Genomic DNA, 16,053 nt, shown 5'->3' on the forward strand with positions numbered 1-16,053 from the left:
CGACGGGTGCGCGGGCGGGCCCTGCGGTCTCTCGGAGCTTGTGGCACGCCGCAGGGCCGCGACCCGCGCCCGGGGCCTCAGACCTTGCCGATGACCTCGGCGGCGCCGGGCACCTCGTTGATGGAGCGCTGCTTCGGGCCCACGTAGTTGGCGCTGGGGCGGACCAGCCTGCCCGTGCGCTTCTGCTCCAGGATGTGGGCGGCCCAGCCGGCGGTCCGGGCGCAGGTGAACATGGAGGTGAACATGTTCGACGGCACCTCGGCGAAGTCGAGGACCACCGCGGCCCAATACTCCACGTTGGTCGCGAGGACCCGGTCGGGCTTGCGGGCGTGCAGTTCCTCGAGCGCGGCGGTCTCGAGCGCGGCCGCGACCTCGTAGCGGGGCGCGCCCAGCTCCTTGGCCGTACGCCGCAGCACGCGGGCACGGGGGTCCTCGGCCCGGTAGACCCGGTGGCCGAAGCCCATGAGCCGCTGGCCCTTGTCCAGCTCGCTCTGGACGTACTTGCGGGCGTCACCCATCTTCTCGACGCCCTCGATCATGTGCAGCACGCGCGCCGGCGCGCCGCCGTGCAGCGGGCCGGACATCGCGCCCACCGCGCCCGACAGGGCGGCCGCCACGTCGGCCCCGGTGGAGGCGATGACGCGGGCCGTGAACGTGGACGCGTTCATGCCGTGCTCCGCGGCGGACGTCCAGTAGGCGTCGATGGCCTTCACGTGCTTGGGGTCGGGCTCACCGCGCCAGCGGACCATGAAGCGCTCGACGATGCTCTCGGCCTCGTCCACGCGCTTCTGGGGGACCATGGGCTGGCCCAGGCCACGAGCCGACTGCGCGACGAACGACAGAGCGGTGACCGAGGCGCGTGCGAGATCGTCGCGGGCCTGGTCGTCGTCGATGTCGAGCAGCGGACGGAAACCGTACGACGGCGCCAGCATGGCCAGCGCGCTCTGTACGTCTACTCGGATGTCGCCGGAATGGACGGGAAGTGGGTACGGCTCCGCCGGGGGCAGACCCGGCTGGAACGTGTTGTCGACGAGCAGGCCCCAGACGTGTCCATAGGAGACATTGCCCACGAGCTCTTCGATGTCGACGCCCCGATAACGCAGGGCGCCCCCTTCTTTGTCCGGTTCCGCGATCTCGGTCTCGAACGCCACCACGCCTTCGAGCCCGGGTTTGAAGTCGGACATTCTCGGCCGCCTCCCTCTCTTGTGAAGTCCAGAGCCTTGATGTCGAGATACCGGCGGGTCAATTTAACCCGCAGCGCCCGACTGTCGCGCCCCCGGCCCTACCCAACGGGGTTCCCCCAGGCAGGGGCCACCGAGCGAGACGTGTACCGAGCACGCGAGAATACCTTTCCGTGGACAGCGCTTCGCACCTCCCCGGGCTCCGGCACAGCTACGAGGGTGAGCCCCTGCTCGAATCCGGCATGGCGGCCGACCCGGTGACGCAGTTCGCGCTGTGGTTCGCGGACGCGGTCGCCGCGGGCCTGCCGGAGCCGAACGCGATGGTCGTCGCCACCAGCTCCGCCGGTGGCCGCCCCTCGGCTCGCACCGTCCTCCTCAAGGGCTTCGACGAGCGCGGGTTCGTCTTCTTCACCAATTACGAGTCCCGCAAGGGCCGCGATCTCGGTGAGAACCCGCGGGCCTGCCTGCTGTTCCCCTGGCATCCCATCAGGCGGCAGGTCCGCGTGGAGGGCTCCGTCGTACGGCTCCCGCGCGAGGACAGCGCCGCCTACTTCCACTCTCGTCCGTACGGCTCCCGCATCGGCGCGTGGGCCTCCCGTCAGTCGGCGGTCGTGGAGTCGAGGGAGCAGCTCGACGCCAGGTTCCGCGAGCTGGCCGAGCGCTGGCCGCAGGACCCGCCGCTGCCGGACTTCTGGGGCGGTTTCCGGGTGGTGCCCGCGGAGGTCGAGTTCTGGCAGGGCCAGACCGACCGCATGCACGACCGGCTCCGCTACCGGCGGACCGGCGCGGCCTGGACCCTGGAGCGCCTGGCCCCCTGAAGTTTTCAGGGCAGCCCGGCCGCGACCGTGAGATCGGCGAGGAAGCCGGAGTAGGCCTCGTCCCGGTCGGGCGCCCGCAGGACCGCCGAGGGGTGGATCGTCGCCACGTAGTAGGCCCCCTCGCGCCGGGGGACCGGCTCTCCCCGGTGCCTGGTCACACGGAAGTCCGGGCCCAGCAGCGCCCGGGCGGCCGTGGCCCCGAGCACCAAAGTCACCTCGGGGTCCACCAGCCGCATCTCGGCCTCCAGCCACGGCCGGCAGGCGTTGATCTCTCCCACGGTGGGTTTCCGGTGGATTCTGCGTTTGCCGCGTGGCTCGTATTTGAAGTGCTTGACCGCGTTGGTCACGTACACCGCCTCGCGCTCGATGCCGGCCTCTTCGAGCGCCCTGTCGAGCACGCGCCCCGCGGGCCCGACGAACGGCGCACCCTCGCGGTCCTCCTCGTCGCCGGGTTGCTCGCCCACCAGCATGAACCGCGCGTCGGGGGCGCCGTCGCCGAAGACCGTCTGCGTTGCGGCGCGGTAGAGGTCGCAGCCCTTGCAGCGCCGCGCGGCCTCCCTGAGCGCGGGCAGGCTGATCTCCGCCGGAAGGAATCGCTGAGCCCCCATGTTTCCCATCCTGGGTCGCTTCCCCAATAGGGTCGGCTGCGAACACGGGGGAGGTCGTAGCATCGATTTACAAGGACTGGAGGAGCCTTGACCGCACACGGCCTGATCGACACGACGGAGATGTACCTCCGGACGATTTTCGAACTCGAAGAGGAGGGCATCGTCCCGCTTCGCGCCCGGATCGCCGAGCGGCTGCAGCAGAGCGGCCCGACCGTCAGCCAGACGGTGGCGCGTATGGAGCGCGACGGCCTGGTCAAGGTCGAGGGGGACAGGCACCTCAGCATGACTGCGCTGGGCCGCACGCTCGCGATCCGCGTCATGCGCAAGCACCGCCTCGCCGAGTGCCTGCTGACGCAGGTGATCGGCATGCCCTGGGAAGAGGTCCACATCGAGGCGTGCCGCTGGGAGCACGTGATGTCCGAGTCGGTGGAGACCCGGCTCGTGAACCTTCTCAAGAACCCCCGGGTGTGCCCGCACGGCAACCCGATCCCGGGTCTCGACGAGCTGGGGGTGCCCCAGTCCGGTTCGACCGGGGATGAGATGGTGTCTCCCATGGTGACCCTCGCGGGACAGGCCCCTGTGCCCGTTGTAGTGCGCCGAATCAGCGAACAAGTGCAAAGCGACCCGGCTGTGATGCTTAAACTCAAGCAAGTTGGGATACAACCGGGACGCGAGGTCACGCTCGCGGCGAGTGACAACGGTGTAACGGTGACTGGTGATGGTGAGGTGGGAACCACGACCGCGGATCTTCCGAGGGACGTCGCCTCTCACGTTTTTGTCACCAGACGATGACGGAATGAGTTGTGCCTGGTTGAATCCCCTAGGGAGTCCTTTCATTTCTCGCGACCCAGCCATCGCAGGAGCGCCCGTGCCCGGCATAGCGAACCCACCTCGACAAGGGACGGTCGTGGCATGAGGCGATGGGGAGATCTGTCACAGGACGCCGACGACCACCTTTCCGCCGGTTCCGTGCTCGACCACGCGGAGATGGCGGTGGTCGTGACCGACCGGTTCAGCAATGTCCTGTACTGGAACCCCTTCGCCGAGCAGCTGTTCGGCCGCGTGGGCGCGTCTCCGGCCAAGGAGTCGCTGCACACCCTCGGAATCTCGGAGAAGGACCATCCGCTCGCGGCCGAACTGGCCAAGCACGTGCTGCGCGGCAACGTGTGGGAGGGCACGTTCGACGTGACCCGCGGCGACGGCTCGACGATCTACGTGCGGGCGCAGGCCGTGCCGCTGCGCCACCCCTCCGGCTCCGTGAGCGGCATCGTGATCACCGCGCGCGAGGCGATGCGCAGCAACGAGCGTGAGAAGGACCGCTTCGGCCTGCTCGAACGGATCGGCGAGCGGCTCGCCGGCTCCCTGTACGTCGAGGAGACGCTCAACCGGGTCGCGGACATGCTCGTCCCGCAGTTCGCCGACCACTGCTTCATCGAGCTGAACGAGGGCGACCGCCTGGTGCGCAAGGTCTCCACGCACGTGAACGGCTGGACGCCGCCGCCGGACACCTGGCGGCCGGTGGGCGCGGAGATCAGATACCCCCTCGGGCACTACGCCGAGAGCGCGCTGCGCCGCCAGGAGACGATCCTCGTCGAAGACTTCTCCCAGGTCAGCTATCCGGCGCCGAGCGAGGGCGCGGCCCGGCTGTGCGGCGAGATCGGGATGACCTCGGCCATCGTCGCCCCGCTGTGCGTGCGCGGAGAGACGCTCGGCCTCATGTACCTCGGCCTGTCGAACCTCACCAGTCGGCGGTCGCCCCACTACGACACCTTCGACCGCGACTTCGTCGGCGCCATCGCCACCCGCGTCGCGCTCGCCGTCGACAACGCGCTGCTGTTCGAGGAGGAGCGGCACACCGCCGAGTCGTTCCAGAAGCACCTGCTCCCGCGTCAGCCGCTGCCGTCGCTCGACGGCCTGGAGATCGCCGTACGTTACTACCCGGCCGCCCCGCTCGCCTCGCACGGCCAGGGCATCCAGACCCAGGTGGGCGGCGACTGGTATGACGTGATCCCGCTGTCGGCCGGCCGCGTCGGCATCGTGATCGGCGACGTCGAGGGCAGAGGAGCCAAGGCGGCGGCGGTCATGGGCCAGCTCAGGGCCGCGCTGCGGGCCTTCGCCCAGGACGACAAACCGCCCGCCGACATCCTCGCCCGCCTCGACGAGTGGACCAGGATCGTCGCCGCGCCGGAGCGCGACGACTTCGGCGCCGACATCACCAACCCGCCGATCGTCACGTGCCAATACATGGTCTACGACGCGTGGTCGAGGCAGTTGTCGTTCGCCAACGCCGGGCACGCGCCGCCACTGCTGATCGTGGACGGCGAGGTCAGAGACCTGGACATCACCGAGGTCGGCCAGCCGCTCGGGGTGCGGGCCAAGGGCATGCACGCCGACCTGGTCTACAAGGAGGAGACGCGGGTGCTGCCGCCCGGCGCGACCCTGCTCCTCTACACCGACGGCCTGGTCGACCGCAGGCCGCCGCGCGACTCCGCCACGGGAGTCGCCGTCGACGACGAGGCGCTCGACATCCTGCGGGAGAAGCTCGCCAAGGCGTCGGGGGAGTCCGTCGAGCGCATCGCCGACCTGGCCACGGTGGCCGTCCCCGGCGAGATCGACGACGACATGGCGATCCTCGTCGTCCGCTCCGCGGGCACCGAGCTACAGTCCCAGGAGCGCACGTTCCCGGCCCAGCCGATCATGGTGAGCGAGGCCCGGCGGATGGCGTCCGAGGCGTTCGCCGGATGGCAGGTGCCCGAGGAACGCGCGGAGCTGGCCTGCCTGCTCGTCTCCGAGGTCGTGACCAACGTGGTGCTGCACGCCGCCAGCGCCAGCGTGCCGCGCCGCGAGCTGGTGCTCGACGGGCCGCCGCTGCCGTTCGACGAGTCGTGGGACGTGCCGGGCTTCGAAGAGGAGATCGCCGGCGACAAGGAGTTCACCCTGCGGCTGCGCCGGGGCGCGGAGTCCGTCTGGGTCGAGGTCTTCGACCAGGACCTGCGCCTGCCCCGCATCCGCAGCGCGGGGGAGAACGACGAGGGCGGCCGCGGTCTCTATCTCGTCGACCAGCTCGCGCGCCGCTGGGGCTCCCGTCCCACCCGCGAGGGCAAGGCGGTCTGGTTCGAGATCCCCATCGGCGGCCGTTAGACGGCGAAGACCGTCAGATGGTGAAGGCCGTAAGCGGGTGAAGACCGTAGGACGCTGAAGCGCCCCCCGGTGCGGGGGCGCTTCAGGTCGGTGCCTCTGGCTTCAGGTCAGTGCTTCTGGTCGAGGCAGCTGTAGCCGTCCGGGCGCTCGGGTTCGAGCGTCACCTGCCGCAGCACGGTCGCCTCCATGGAGATGCGGAAGGTCTCCTGGTGCGCGCAGTCGTACAGCGCATACGTGCCCTCGCGTTCGCCGAGCAGCAGCACCTGCGCACCGTCGCGCAGCACCTTGCCGCTCTCGCGGTCGTTCAGCACCACCCACTGGTCTTGGAAGCCCACCATCGACAGCAGCATGCTGGCGGGCTGCCCCTTCTCGGCGACGGCGATCGCGTCGCTCTCCATCTGCCCCATCAACGCGAAGCCCAGCCCGATGCCGGTGAACGCCGCCACCACGATCTTCATGCCCGCGCGGCCGGACGGACGCCGCCGCAGCAGCCGGAACGGCACGAGGAAGGCCAGGGCGCCGATCAGCACCGAGGTGATCACGACGCCGGCCATGGACACGCCCTCGCCCAGCCCGAGGTAGCCGAGGAAGCCCCAGTAGGTCGCCCCGCACCACAGCGCGCCGACGATCGCGGCGGCCCACGGGCGCTCCCTGATGGCCTGGATCAGGCGGAACAGGTAACCGAGGGTCACCTTGTCGAGCAGCCACACGACGGCTACGACGACGCCCATGAGCAGGGCGCCGGCGATGACGAGCAGGACCAGCGACCCGACCAGGCGGCCGAACATGGTGGCCTGGTCGATGCCCGCCTGCTCGGGGCTGATGTTGAAGATGCCGTAGACCTGCTGGATGCCGAGGTAGAGCAGCGCGTAGAGGGCGACGCCGACGGGCACCACGACCGATCCGCCGCGCTCCAGCAGATCGACGACGCTGGCCTTCGCGTCCGGCTCCGGCAGGTCGGAGACGGCGCCGGTGATTTCCTCCGGCTTAGTGATAGTCATCTGTCGGTTTCATTCCATTTTCAACTATTGTGACGAAACATGATTGCAGGTGCAGAAGACCAATGCGTTAACTGACGCCGACGGACGCGACGCGCCGCACGCTTCTTTCCGGTCGTTCCGGGTGCTTCACTCGGACACATGGAGCTCGCCCACGACCGCCGCGGCAGCGGCCCACCGCTGGTCCTCCTGCACGGCATCGGCCATCACCGGCACGGCTGGCTGCCGGTCCTCGACCTGCTCGCCGAGCGGCACGACGTCATCGCGGTGGACCTGCCCGGCTTCGGGGACTCTCCGCCGCTGCCGTACGGCACGCCGTACAACGCGGAGACGCTGGGGCGGGCGGTGCGCGAGTTCTGGACCGGCCTCGGCCTGAGCCGGCCGCACGTCGCGGGCAACTCGCTCGGCGGCTACATCGCGCTCGACCTGGCGTCGTCCGCCGACGTCCGCACGGCCGTCGCGCTGTCTCCCAGCGGGTTCTGGTCCCGGTCCGAGCACATGTACGCGCGGGCGGTGCTGCGCCTGCTGCGGCTGGCGACGCGGGCGGGCGAGCTGCCCGCGCTCGCGGCCGGCACGGCCGAGGGCAGGGCGCTGGCCATGAGCCTGCTCGTGGCCCACCCGGAGCGGCTGTCGCGCGAGGCCGTGGTCGCGGCGGCCGAGGCGATGCGCGAGTGCGCGGGGTTCGAGGAGACGCTGGAGTCGATGGCGTGGGTCGCGCCGCCCGCACCGCCCCAGGTGCCGGTCACGATCGCCTGGGGCGACCACGACCGGCTGCTGCCGCGCCGTCAGGCCGTACGGGCGGCACGGTGGGCGGGGCAGCGGGCGCTGCTGCTGCGCGGCTGCGGTCACCTGCCGATGAGCGACGACCCGGAACTGGTCGCGCGGGTGATCCTCGAAGGCTGCGCTCGCGAGGACTCCCGCTGAGCCTTCCCGGGCGGCTTGTGCCGCTCATGCCGCTTGTGCCGACGGGCACGCGGGGGCGGGGAAACCCGCGCATACTGATCAGTGTGGACACCGGACTCATCCTTCTGGTCTTCCTGGCGTTCCTGTTCGCGTGGCTGCTGAACAAGGTGCGCAGGTTCTTCCGGCTGAGCCCGGTGGCCTACGGAGGCGTGATGGTCGTGTTCGTGGTGGCCATGCTGCTCATCTGGGGACAGCAGCACGGCTGATCCGGGGCCTTGCCGATCCGGGGCCCTTTCAGAAGCCGAAGGACCGGCCGATGATCTCCTTCATGATTTCGGTGGTGCCGCCGTAGATCGTCTGCACGCGGCTGTCCAGCCAGGCCTTCGCCACCGGATACTCCAGCATGTAGCCGTAGCCGCCGTGGAGCTGGACGCACCGGTCGATGACCTTGTTCTGCAGCTCGGTCGTCCACCACTTGGCCTTCGCGGCGTCGACGGCCGTGAGCTCCTTGGCGTTGAGCGCCCGGATGCACTTGTCCACGTAGTGGCGGGCGATCTCCACCTCGGTGGACAGCTCGGCCAGCAGGAACCGGGTGTTCTGGAACTTGCCGATGCTGCGGCCGAAGGCCGTACGGTTGCGGCAGTATTCGATCGTCTGCTCCAGCACCGTCTCCGCCGCGGCCACGGCCGCCACCGCGATCGACAGCCGCTCCTGCGGCAGGTTGTTCATGAGCTGGAAGAAGCCCTGGCCCTCCTCGCCGCCCAGGAGGTTGGTCACCGGCACCCGGACGTTCTCGAAGAACAGCTCGGCGGTGTCCTGTGCGTGCATGCCGACCTTCTCCAGGTTGCGGCCGCGGGTGAAGCCCTCCATGCCGCGCTCCACCACCAGGAGCGAGGTGCCCCGCGCGCCCGCCGAGGGGTCGGTCTTGGTCACGACCACGACGAGGTCGGAGTTGATGCCGTTGGTGATGAAGGTCTTCTGACCGTTCACCACGTAGTGGTCGCCCTCGCGTACGGCGGTGGTGCGGATGCCCTGCAGGTCGCTGCCGGCCCCCGGCTCGGTCATCCCGATCGCCGTGATCAGCTCGCCGGACGCGAAGCCGGGCAGCCACCGCTGCTTCTGCTCGTCGTTGGTCAGATCGACCATGTACGGCGCCATGATGTCGTTGTGCAGGCCGAATCCCAGGCCGGTGGCGCCGACGCGGATGATCTCCTCGACGATCACCGCGTTGTAGCGAAAGTCGGTGATGCCCGAACCGCCGTACTCCTCCGGGACGGAGAAGCCGAACATGCCCAGCTCGCCCGCCTTCTTCCACACGTCGCGGGGGACGATGCCGTCCTTCTCCCACTGCGCGTGGTGGGGGACGACCTCGCGGGCCATGAACTCACGGACGGTCTCGCGGAAGAGGTCGTGCTCCTCGTCGAAGAGGTCTCGCCGCATCGGGTAAGCCTTCCGGTCCCAGGGTCTGTTGGCCGCACCAGAATACGATTCTGGTCCTCCCCGGTCGATCGGCACCACGTTGTACGGAGGGTCACAACTCCGAAACCATCGTCATAACGACCCCTTTGGCCCGCTTCGGTTGCCTCTAAGATCTACCTTCGGTTTGCTATAGGCCCGCCAGGGCGGTCCTGTGATCGGAGTATGCGGTGATTCGGTGGAAAGCTGGTCTCCCTAGGACCATGGCCGCTCTAGCCCTCGGCCTGGCCGGTACGGCGTTCGTCGTCGGGCCGTCGATGACAGCAGGCGCCGCTACCGCCACTCTGGTCGTCGACTACACCTGCAACAACGGCATTGCAGGAACGGGCTCCGGGACCGTGAATCTCCGGACGCGGCTCACCGTCCCGACGACGCTCAACGTCGGTGACCCGCTCAACGTCGAGTGGAAACTGAACTACAAGGACGCGACGCGCTTCGGATCACCCGCATACATGCCCAACGGTGGCCGGATCGATGTGATCGGCCGGGCCAACATCAGCGGCGGCTGGGACGGGCAGCTTCAGCCGAAGGGAACCGTGGAGCAGGCGGGGCCGCTTGACAAGGGCGTCCCGCTCGATCTGCCCGTCGGCATCTCGGACTTCGGCCACACCGACCGGGCCGGCACTGTAACGGTGCGGCCCGGCAAAACGTTGTTCGTCGACTTCCGGCCGGCGGCCTCGGAAGTCATGGTCAACGATGACGATCCGACGATCACCTACAGCGCCGGCTGGGAGGACCTCAACGACCGGCCGAGCGAGGACAACGACTATCACCTCGACCTGCATCGGACCACGGACAAGGACGCCTGGGCGTCCTACACCTTCACGGGCACCGGCATCGAATACGTCGCGCAGAAGGACCGGGACGCGGGACCGATAGACATCGCCATCGACGGCCAGCCGGCGACTCCGCCGCGGGTGGATCCCTCGCGAAACCCCGACGGCACTCTCGTGAACGATGCCCACAAGGGCGGCGAGACCCTGTGGAAGTTCCACGGTCTGAAGTACGGGCAGCACACGATCACGATCAAGAACGTCCAGGACGCCAAGGCGGGCCAGCTCGACGCCTTCCGCGTGATCACTCGTGACCTGGTCAATCCGCCGAAGGAGTACCGCGCCGAGTGCACCCTCGCCAACGCACCGGGCGCCATCCAGGTGGAGATCGGCGGTGGTGACGACAACCCGGCCAGCCCGTCGCCGGACACCTCGCCTGACACGTCCGCTTCGCCGAGCACGTCGCCGACCCCTTCGGCCAGTCCCACGGATGAGAACCCGGGCGAAGAGTCGCTGTCGCCTTCCCCGTCGCCCTCGGCCACGCCTTCGCCTTCTCCGTCGGCCAGTCCCTCGCCGGCTGCCGTGCAGACGCAGCACTACATCGTGACGGCGGTGGTGACGCAGGGCAGCCCGTCGCCGACGGCGACGAGAACGGTGACGCTGACCGCGACGCCGAGCGTGGCACAGGTCGCGATCACGCCGCAGGGCGGCGCGCAGACCGGTGAGGCTCCGGAGCGCGTGTCGTTCTCGGGCATGCTGCTGATCGGCTCGGGCGGCGCGCTGCTGCTTATCGGCATGCTCAGCGGTGTGGCGATGCTCCGGCGCAGGGCGGCGCACTCGGGTGAGCGGGGCTGAGGAGGATGACGATGAACGACGGCATTCCTGACGGCGGCGCTCCCGAGCACGGCAGCGCTCCCCAGCAGGGTGGCGTTCCCGAGCAGGCCGGCAATCCCGCGCAGGGCGCTGCCTCGCAGGGTGGCGTTCCTGCGCAGGCGGACGCTCCCTCGCAGGGTGGCGTGCCCGTGCAGAGCGGCGTTCCCGCGGAGGCCGACGCCAAGAAGGCGCGCAAGCCACTGCCCCAGCCGGTGCTCGCGACGCTGCTCGTGGCCGGGTCGTTCGGCGGCATCGCGGCGGTGATGGCCGGGATGCTCGTCGTGCTGAGCCCCTCGGACCCGCAGGAGAGCGGGCCGGTTCCGGCCACGGTGACCGTCCGGGACGCGGGCAACGCGGCCTTCCTGCCGCCGACCGTGGGCCCGGGCGGGCCGGGCGTGCCGCTCACGGCGGCCGACCCGACCGCGCCGCCGCCGGCTCCCGCGCTGCAGCCGATCGCCCCGCTGACCCTCACGAGCGCGGCCTCGTCGTCCTCGAAGCCGCTGTCGTCCTCGTCGTCCGGTGCGAAGAAGACGACGAGCAAGGCCGCCGCCGGCCGCCCGCTCAAGATCAGCATTCCCGCGATCGGCGTGAAGGCCGCGGTGGGCTCGGTCGGCGTGGACAAGTCCGGCGTCATCCAGGCGCCCCCGCTGAGCAAGCCCGGCCTGACTGGCTGGTACCGCTACGGACCGGCCCCCGGCGACCAGGGGCCGGCGGTCATCCTCGGACACGTGAACACCCGCAAGGGCGCCGCCGTCTTCAGCCGCCTGCGCGAGCTCAAGCGCGGCAACAAGATCGCCGTTCTCCGCGCGGACGGCAAGATGGCGATCTTCACGGTGGACGGGATCGAGCAGGTCAGCAAGTCGACCTTCCCGACCAAGCGGGTCTACAGCAACACGATCACGTCGTCGCTGCGGCTGATCACCTGTGGCGGGGTCTACAACGCCAAGCAGCACCACTACACCGACAACATCATCGTCTACGCGACGCTGACGCAGACCAAGTGATCACGGAGGTGATCAGCCCAGGCTGATCACCTCTTCGCCCTCCCGCTCCTCACGCTCGGGCGGATCGTGGGGCCTTCGCCGTACGACCGGCCGGGCCGCGCGCTGGACCAGCAGCGTGCCCGCCACCGCCGCCACCGCGACGGCCACCAGCGCGTACGGATGACGCCACGGCGAGGAGTCGCCGGCGGCCGCGGCCACCTGCGTCGGCGGGGTGGCCTCGACCGGCTGAGGGGCAGGGGCCTGCGGTGAGGCACCGGTCGGCTCCGCGGACGCTGCGGGCATCGCCGTCGGCGGGCGGTTGGGAACGACGTTCGTCGCCTTCCAGGGGAACCCGGGCGGCTTCACCGGACCCCAATAATCCTTGATCACGATGCCGACGGGCACCGGGAACGGCGGCGGAGCCGTCTTCAGCCCGCCCGGCACCGTGAGCGTCCCGATCTCGTACGTCGCGAATATGCCCTGCACACCCTCCACCCGCCATCGTCCGGCAGGCACGGTGATGGACGTGGCGTAGTGCGCGGGTTCCGGCAGCGGCGTCCCGTCGAACGTCAGGGTCGTGCCGTCCTTTCCGGTCAGACGCAGGCCGATCGGTCCGATGTCGCCGGGGCCGTCGTATGGGTGGGTGCCGTGCTGAAGCACCCAGAAGCCCACCGTGTAGGAGACATCGGGCCGCACCGTGGCGGGAAGCGGGTCGAGCTCGGTCACGGCCCAGCCGCCTGCCCGCGCGTGCGCGGGCAGGGCCGGAACGAGGATCGCAGCCATGGCCGCGAGAGCCACGAGCAGTTTTCTCATGGTCAACACCTCCACCCTCCCTACTGTTGCGAGGCGATGAAGGTTCCCTGGGAATTTCCTGACATAGGCCGCCCGCCGGTTATGTCAATGGTCAACTCCTGGGAGACTGTTCGCTACGTGTACGTGACTGAGGTGGCAGGAGAGACGTCGTGCCCGACCCCAGTGCCCGGCGCAGGAGTGCCCAGCGTCGCATCGCGGCCCGTTCGGCGGCGGGAGCGGCGGTCGCGCTGGCCCTGATGACGTGGCCGGTGCTCGCCGAGACCGAAACCACGACGGTGCTGTATTCGTGCACTCCGGCCGGTGCCTCCGCCGCCGCGACCTACCCGGTGAACGTGACCCTGGTCGCGCCCGACGACCCGGTGGTGAGCAGCGCGGCGACCCTGACCTGGCAGATCGCTCCCGCGACGCCGTCTGAGGGCCAGAGCGCGATGGTGGCGCCGGCGACGGGCATCGCGGCGAACGACGTCATGATCGCCGAGGGCCTGGTGGAGGTGACCGGCGCTCCCGTCGTGAGCGAGCCCGCGGACGCGTCGCCGAGCCCCAGTGCCAGTCCCAGTGCCAGCGCCAGTCCTGCGGACTCCCCGACGCCGAGCCCGTCGCCCTCCCCTTCCGTCTCCCCATCCGTCTCTCCCTCGGCTTCTCCTTCGGCATCGCCGTCGCCTTCCCCTGACGGCGACGAGTCGGCGACGGACGCCTCCCCGAGCCCGTCACCCTCCGCCAGTGCGACTCCGCCCGGCGAGGAGGGCGGCTCGACCACGGATGACACGGAGAACGGCGCCGAAACGGAGAACGGCACGGGGGAGAGCCCTGCGGCCATCACGCTGAGCCCGTCCGCTTCTACGGTGCTCGCGTCGTCACTCTCGCCGTCGGCCACGCTGACGCCGATCCCCCAGCTGCTCGTCACGCTTACGCCGACGGCGACGGGCACGGTCGGAGTCGCGGCCGGGAACTTCACGCTGAAGCTGCGCGCCGCCGGGGACACCACAGGCGAGGGTGACGCGCTCTACACGTGCACGCTGCCGGCGTCCGCGAGCAGGGCGTCGCTCGCGTTCGCCGTCGCCTCGTCCTCGTCCGCCTCGCCGTCTCCCTCCGCTTCGCCGTCCCCTTCGCCGAGCCCGTCCGACAGCGACGCGAGCGCCTCGCCCAGCCCCAGCGCCTCGGCATCGCCGACCCCGAGCCCGAGCCCGAGCATCACGGCGACCCGCACGGTCACGGCGACCGCGACGGCCTCCCGCCCGGCGACCAAGCAGATCAAGACGACCCCGCTCGGCGGCGCGCAGACCGGGGGCGGAGGCGACGCGGGCCCGGACGCCCGGCTCGTCGTGCTCACCGGCCTGGCGCTGATGGCCGCCGCGGCGGCCGGAGGGCTGCTGCTGCGGCGGTTCGGCCTCAACCCCGGTTCGTACGGCAGGCATTAGCGTCCGGCTGACGCGCACAGGTGGAGAACGGGAGAATGTTTGAGCAAGTGGAGACAGTCTTGGGGTTTTTGTCCGTAAGATCTCTACCTGACCGTGACCGTACGCTGGAATGCTGGTACGCCTGTTGACTGCGAGCATCGAAGTGGAGAGACGTCAGTGCTGAAGTCAAAGGCGCGGGGCCGTGTCGCCGGAAGGGCCGCCGCGGCCGGAGTGGTCAGCGCGGGCCTTCTCCTGGGCCTGAGCGCGCTCGGCGCGCACGCCGACACGAAGACCGTGACGTACAGCTGCACTCCGAGCGTGGGTGGCGCTGCGGTGACGCACGATTTCATGGTGACGCTCACTGCCAGCACCTCGGCGGTGTCCGGCACTCAGTACACCGCGACCCTGAGCGTCCAGCCCGTCACCACGTCGGCGTTCCCCGCGCCGGTGGAGATCGCGAGCGGCGCGACGATCGAGCTCCAGCCCACCGTGTCGGCGTCGGCGCTGCCGGCCGGCATGACCGCGGGCGTGTCCACACCCTCGCCGACCGGCACGCCGCTGACCGCGGTCGTCGCGTCGGGAGGGGCGATGCCCGCTCTTCCCACGGCCACGATGACCGTCACACCGCAAAGCGGGGCCACCTCCGTCGTGCTGACGGCGAAGGACTTCAAGATCAGTATGATCGCGCCCGCCGGCACGGGCACGACCACCACGACGCCCACCGCGCTCTACAACTGCGTGGTCGCCACCACGGGCGCCAACACGGCGCCCGCCGTCGCGACGATCGCGGTGGCGAGCCCCTCGGCGTCCCCGAGCGCGAGTGCCAGTCCCAGCGCCAGCCCGAGTCCTTCCGCGAGCGCCTCGCCCAGGCCCAGTAGCACCAGGACGGTGTACGAGACGGTCTTCGCGTCGCCGTCGCCGGTCAAGACCAAGAAGTCGAAGTCCGCCCAGATCGAGAACACGCCCGGGGGCGGCGCGGCCACCGGCGGTGGAGGCGACGCCGGCCCCGACGCGCGGCTCTTCGTCCTGACCGGCACCGCGCTCATGCTGGCGGCGGGTGCGGGCGGGCTCGTGCTCCGGGCCCGGCGACGTCCGGTGAGGCAGTAGGACGAGTCATGACCACCCCGCCACCTGGACAGTACCCGCCGGGCCAGCCGTACGGCGTGCCTCTCGGGCCGGGCGGGCAGGGCTACCCACAGCCGGTTTACGGCCAGCCGGTCTTCCAGCCGGTGATGCTGCCCCAGATGCAGCCCGTGCAGGCGCCGCCCCCGCCGCCGGAGGAGAAGCCTCCCGGCAGCGGGGCGGAGGCCGTACGGCGGCTGCTGATCACGGCGGCCATCGTGGGCCTGGTCATCATGATCGTGGGTGTGGTGATCATGGTGAACAACCCGGACGAGTACGCCGCGTCGGAGCGTTCGACGCTGAAGCGCGTGGCGCAGGACGGGCTCGCCCCCTCCGTGGGGCCGGGCGGAGTCGGGCAGCCGCTGACGCAGGCGGTCGCCACCGCGCCGCCGCCGGTTCCGAACATCCCGGCGGCTCCGGCGATGCAGCCGTCCACGCCCAAGCGCCTGGTCATCCCCAAGATCGGCGTCAACGCGCCGATCAAGTCGGTCGGCCTCGATCGTTCCGGCGCGATCCAGACGCCGCCGATCAGCAACTCGAACCTGGTCGGCTGGTATCGCGGGGGCCCGACGGCGGGTGAGGCGGGCCCTGCCGTCATGCTCGGCCACAAGGACACCACCACGCGCAGCGCCGTCTTCAGCCGCCTGCACGAGCTGGCGTACGGCGACAAGATCGAGGTGTATCGCCTCGACGGGACCGTGGCCATCTTCACCGTGGGCGGCATCGAGCAGGCGGACAAGCAGACGTTCCCCACCAACCGGGTGTACGGCCACGCCGACAACGCCGAGCTCAGGCTGATCACCTGTGGCGGCACCTACAACCACACAACTGGCCACTATGTCGACAATGTCATCGTCTATGCCACGATGACCGGCACGCGCCTGGCGAAAAGAAAGTCCTGATCCCGGGCACCTCACGGGAAGGGCTCGTGGCGGGCGGCCGTCGGGGCTATGGTCTCTTCGACCCG

Annotated in this window: 15 protein-coding genes; 10 read left to right on the top strand and 5 right to left on the bottom strand. The window is 70.1% G+C overall.

Translation table 11 applies throughout. The features are described 5' to 3' along the window. Positions 1-77: 77 nt before the first annotated feature. Complete coding sequence (locus tag FLV34_RS27980; protein ID WP_142651140.1) at positions 78-1,184, bottom strand: citrate synthase 2; 1,107 nt, start codon at positions 1,182-1,184, stop codon at positions 78-80. A 170-nt stretch (positions 1,185-1,354) separates the two neighbouring features. Here FLV34_RS27980 and pdxH point away from each other — a divergent pair, with 170 nt between their 5' ends. After that, positions 1,355-1,999 (top strand): pyridoxamine 5'-phosphate oxidase, encoded by a 645-nt coding sequence (pdxH, locus tag FLV34_RS27985; RefSeq protein ID WP_142651141.1) that lies wholly within the window; start codon positions 1,355-1,357, stop codon positions 1,997-1,999. Between the two features lie 5 nt (positions 2,000-2,004). Here pdxH and FLV34_RS27990 read toward each other — a convergent pair whose 3' ends face one another. Beyond that, a complete protein-coding gene (locus FLV34_RS27990) occupies positions 2,005-2,607 on the bottom strand; it encodes a UdgX family uracil-DNA binding protein (RefSeq protein WP_205830972.1) in 603 nt (200 codons plus the stop codon). Between the two features lie 87 nt (positions 2,608-2,694). Here FLV34_RS27990 and FLV34_RS27995 point away from each other — a divergent pair, with 87 nt between their 5' ends. Continuing rightward, entirely contained in the window at positions 2,695-3,399 is a 705-nt protein-coding gene (locus FLV34_RS27995; RefSeq protein WP_142651143.1) for a metal-dependent transcriptional regulator, read from the top strand. 120 nt (positions 3,400-3,519) lie between these two features. Further along, positions 3,520-5,748 carry a SpoIIE family protein phosphatase gene (locus FLV34_RS28000; protein ID WP_147944496.1) on the top strand — a complete coding sequence of 743 codons (2,229 nt, stop codon included), beginning with the start codon at positions 3,520-3,522 and terminating at the stop codon, positions 5,746-5,748. A gap of 107 nt (positions 5,749-5,855) precedes the next feature. Here the strand turns inward: FLV34_RS28000 and FLV34_RS28005 are convergent, their stop codons facing one another. Continuing rightward, positions 5,856-6,749, bottom strand: a complete 894-nt coding sequence (locus FLV34_RS28005) for a hypothetical protein (RefSeq protein WP_142651145.1) — start codon at positions 6,747-6,749, stop codon at positions 5,856-5,858. A gap of 138 nt (positions 6,750-6,887) precedes the next feature. Here FLV34_RS28005 and FLV34_RS28010 point away from each other — a divergent pair, with 138 nt between their 5' ends. Continuing rightward, positions 6,888-7,670: an alpha/beta fold hydrolase gene (locus FLV34_RS28010; RefSeq protein WP_147944497.1), complete on the top strand. Its 783-nt coding sequence runs from the start codon at positions 6,888-6,890 to the stop codon at positions 7,668-7,670. Between the two features lie 83 nt (positions 7,671-7,753). Further along, positions 7,754-7,915 (top strand): hypothetical protein, encoded by a 162-nt coding sequence (locus tag FLV34_RS40755; RefSeq protein WP_168066443.1) that lies wholly within the window; start codon positions 7,754-7,756, stop codon positions 7,913-7,915. A 28-nt stretch (positions 7,916-7,943) separates the two neighbouring features. On the opposite strand, the gene FLV34_RS28015 is transcribed toward FLV34_RS40755, so the two are convergent. Then, positions 7,944-9,089 carry an acyl-CoA dehydrogenase family protein gene (locus FLV34_RS28015; RefSeq protein WP_142651147.1) on the bottom strand — a complete coding sequence of 382 codons (1,146 nt, stop codon included), beginning with the start codon at positions 9,087-9,089 and terminating at the stop codon, positions 7,944-7,946. Positions 9,090-9,328: 239 nt separating this feature from the next. Here FLV34_RS28015 and FLV34_RS42750 point away from each other — a divergent pair, with 239 nt between their 5' ends. After that, on the top strand, positions 9,329-10,753 hold the full coding sequence (locus FLV34_RS42750) for a hypothetical protein (protein ID WP_147944498.1): 1,425 nt from the start codon (positions 9,329-9,331) through the stop codon (positions 10,751-10,753). A gap of 11 nt (positions 10,754-10,764) precedes the next feature. Further along, positions 10,765-11,775, top strand: a complete 1,011-nt coding sequence (locus FLV34_RS28025) for a class F sortase (protein ID WP_147944499.1) — start codon at positions 10,765-10,767, stop codon at positions 11,773-11,775. 12 nt (positions 11,776-11,787) lie between these two features. On the opposite strand, the gene FLV34_RS28030 is transcribed toward FLV34_RS28025, so the two are convergent. After that, positions 11,788-12,567, bottom strand: a complete 780-nt coding sequence (locus FLV34_RS28030) for a hypothetical protein (protein WP_147944500.1) — start codon at positions 12,565-12,567, stop codon at positions 11,788-11,790. A gap of 149 nt (positions 12,568-12,716) precedes the next feature. Between FLV34_RS28030 and FLV34_RS28035 the strand changes: the two genes are divergently transcribed. The 3 genes from FLV34_RS28035 to FLV34_RS28045 all read left to right on the top strand — a co-directional run bounded on the left by FLV34_RS28035 (position 12,717) and on the right by FLV34_RS28045 (position 15,988). Continuing rightward, positions 12,717-13,985 (top strand): hypothetical protein, encoded by a 1,269-nt coding sequence (locus FLV34_RS28035; protein ID WP_147944501.1) that lies wholly within the window; start codon positions 12,717-12,719, stop codon positions 13,983-13,985. A 156-nt stretch (positions 13,986-14,141) separates the two neighbouring features. Then, positions 14,142-15,071, top strand: a complete 930-nt coding sequence (locus tag FLV34_RS28040; RefSeq protein WP_147944502.1) for a hypothetical protein — start codon at positions 14,142-14,144, stop codon at positions 15,069-15,071. 8 nt (positions 15,072-15,079) lie between these two features. Next, positions 15,080-15,988 (top strand): class F sortase, encoded by a 909-nt coding sequence (locus FLV34_RS28045; protein WP_147944503.1) that lies wholly within the window; start codon positions 15,080-15,082, stop codon positions 15,986-15,988. Positions 15,989-16,053: the final 65 nt, after the last annotated feature.

The sequence above is a fragment of the Microbispora sp. CSR-4 genome (genome assembly GCF_008033685.1).
Classification (GTDB): Bacteria; Actinomycetota; Actinomycetes; order Streptosporangiales; family Streptosporangiaceae; genus Microbispora.

Coding starts and splice junctions, on each gene's coding strand:
- FLV34_RS27980 (WP_142651140.1), bottom strand. CDS start 1,184: ATGTCCGACTTCAAACCCGGGCTCGAAGGCGTGGTGGCGTTCGAGACC.
- FLV34_RS27990 (WP_205830972.1), bottom strand. CDS start 2,607: ATGGGGGCTCAGCGATTCCTTCCGGCGGAGATCAGCCTGCCCGCGCTC.
- FLV34_RS28000 (WP_147944496.1), top strand. CDS start 3,520: ATGAGGCGATGGGGAGATCTGTCACAGGACGCCGACGACCACCTTTCC.
- FLV34_RS28005 (WP_142651145.1), bottom strand. CDS start 6,749: ATGACTATCACTAAGCCGGAGGAAATCACCGGCGCCGTCTCCGACCTG.
- FLV34_RS28010 (WP_147944497.1), top strand. CDS start 6,888: ATGGAGCTCGCCCACGACCGCCGCGGCAGCGGCCCACCGCTGGTCCTC.
- FLV34_RS28015 (WP_142651147.1), bottom strand. CDS start 9,089: ATGCGGCGAGACCTCTTCGACGAGGAGCACGACCTCTTCCGCGAGACC.
- FLV34_RS42750 (WP_147944498.1), top strand. CDS start 9,329: ATGGCCGCTCTAGCCCTCGGCCTGGCCGGTACGGCGTTCGTCGTCGGG.
- FLV34_RS28025 (WP_147944499.1), top strand. CDS start 10,765: ATGAACGACGGCATTCCTGACGGCGGCGCTCCCGAGCACGGCAGCGCT.
- FLV34_RS28030 (WP_147944500.1), bottom strand. CDS start 12,567: ATGAGAAAACTGCTCGTGGCTCTCGCGGCCATGGCTGCGATCCTCGTT.
- FLV34_RS28045 (WP_147944503.1), top strand. CDS start 15,080: ATGACCACCCCGCCACCTGGACAGTACCCGCCGGGCCAGCCGTACGGC.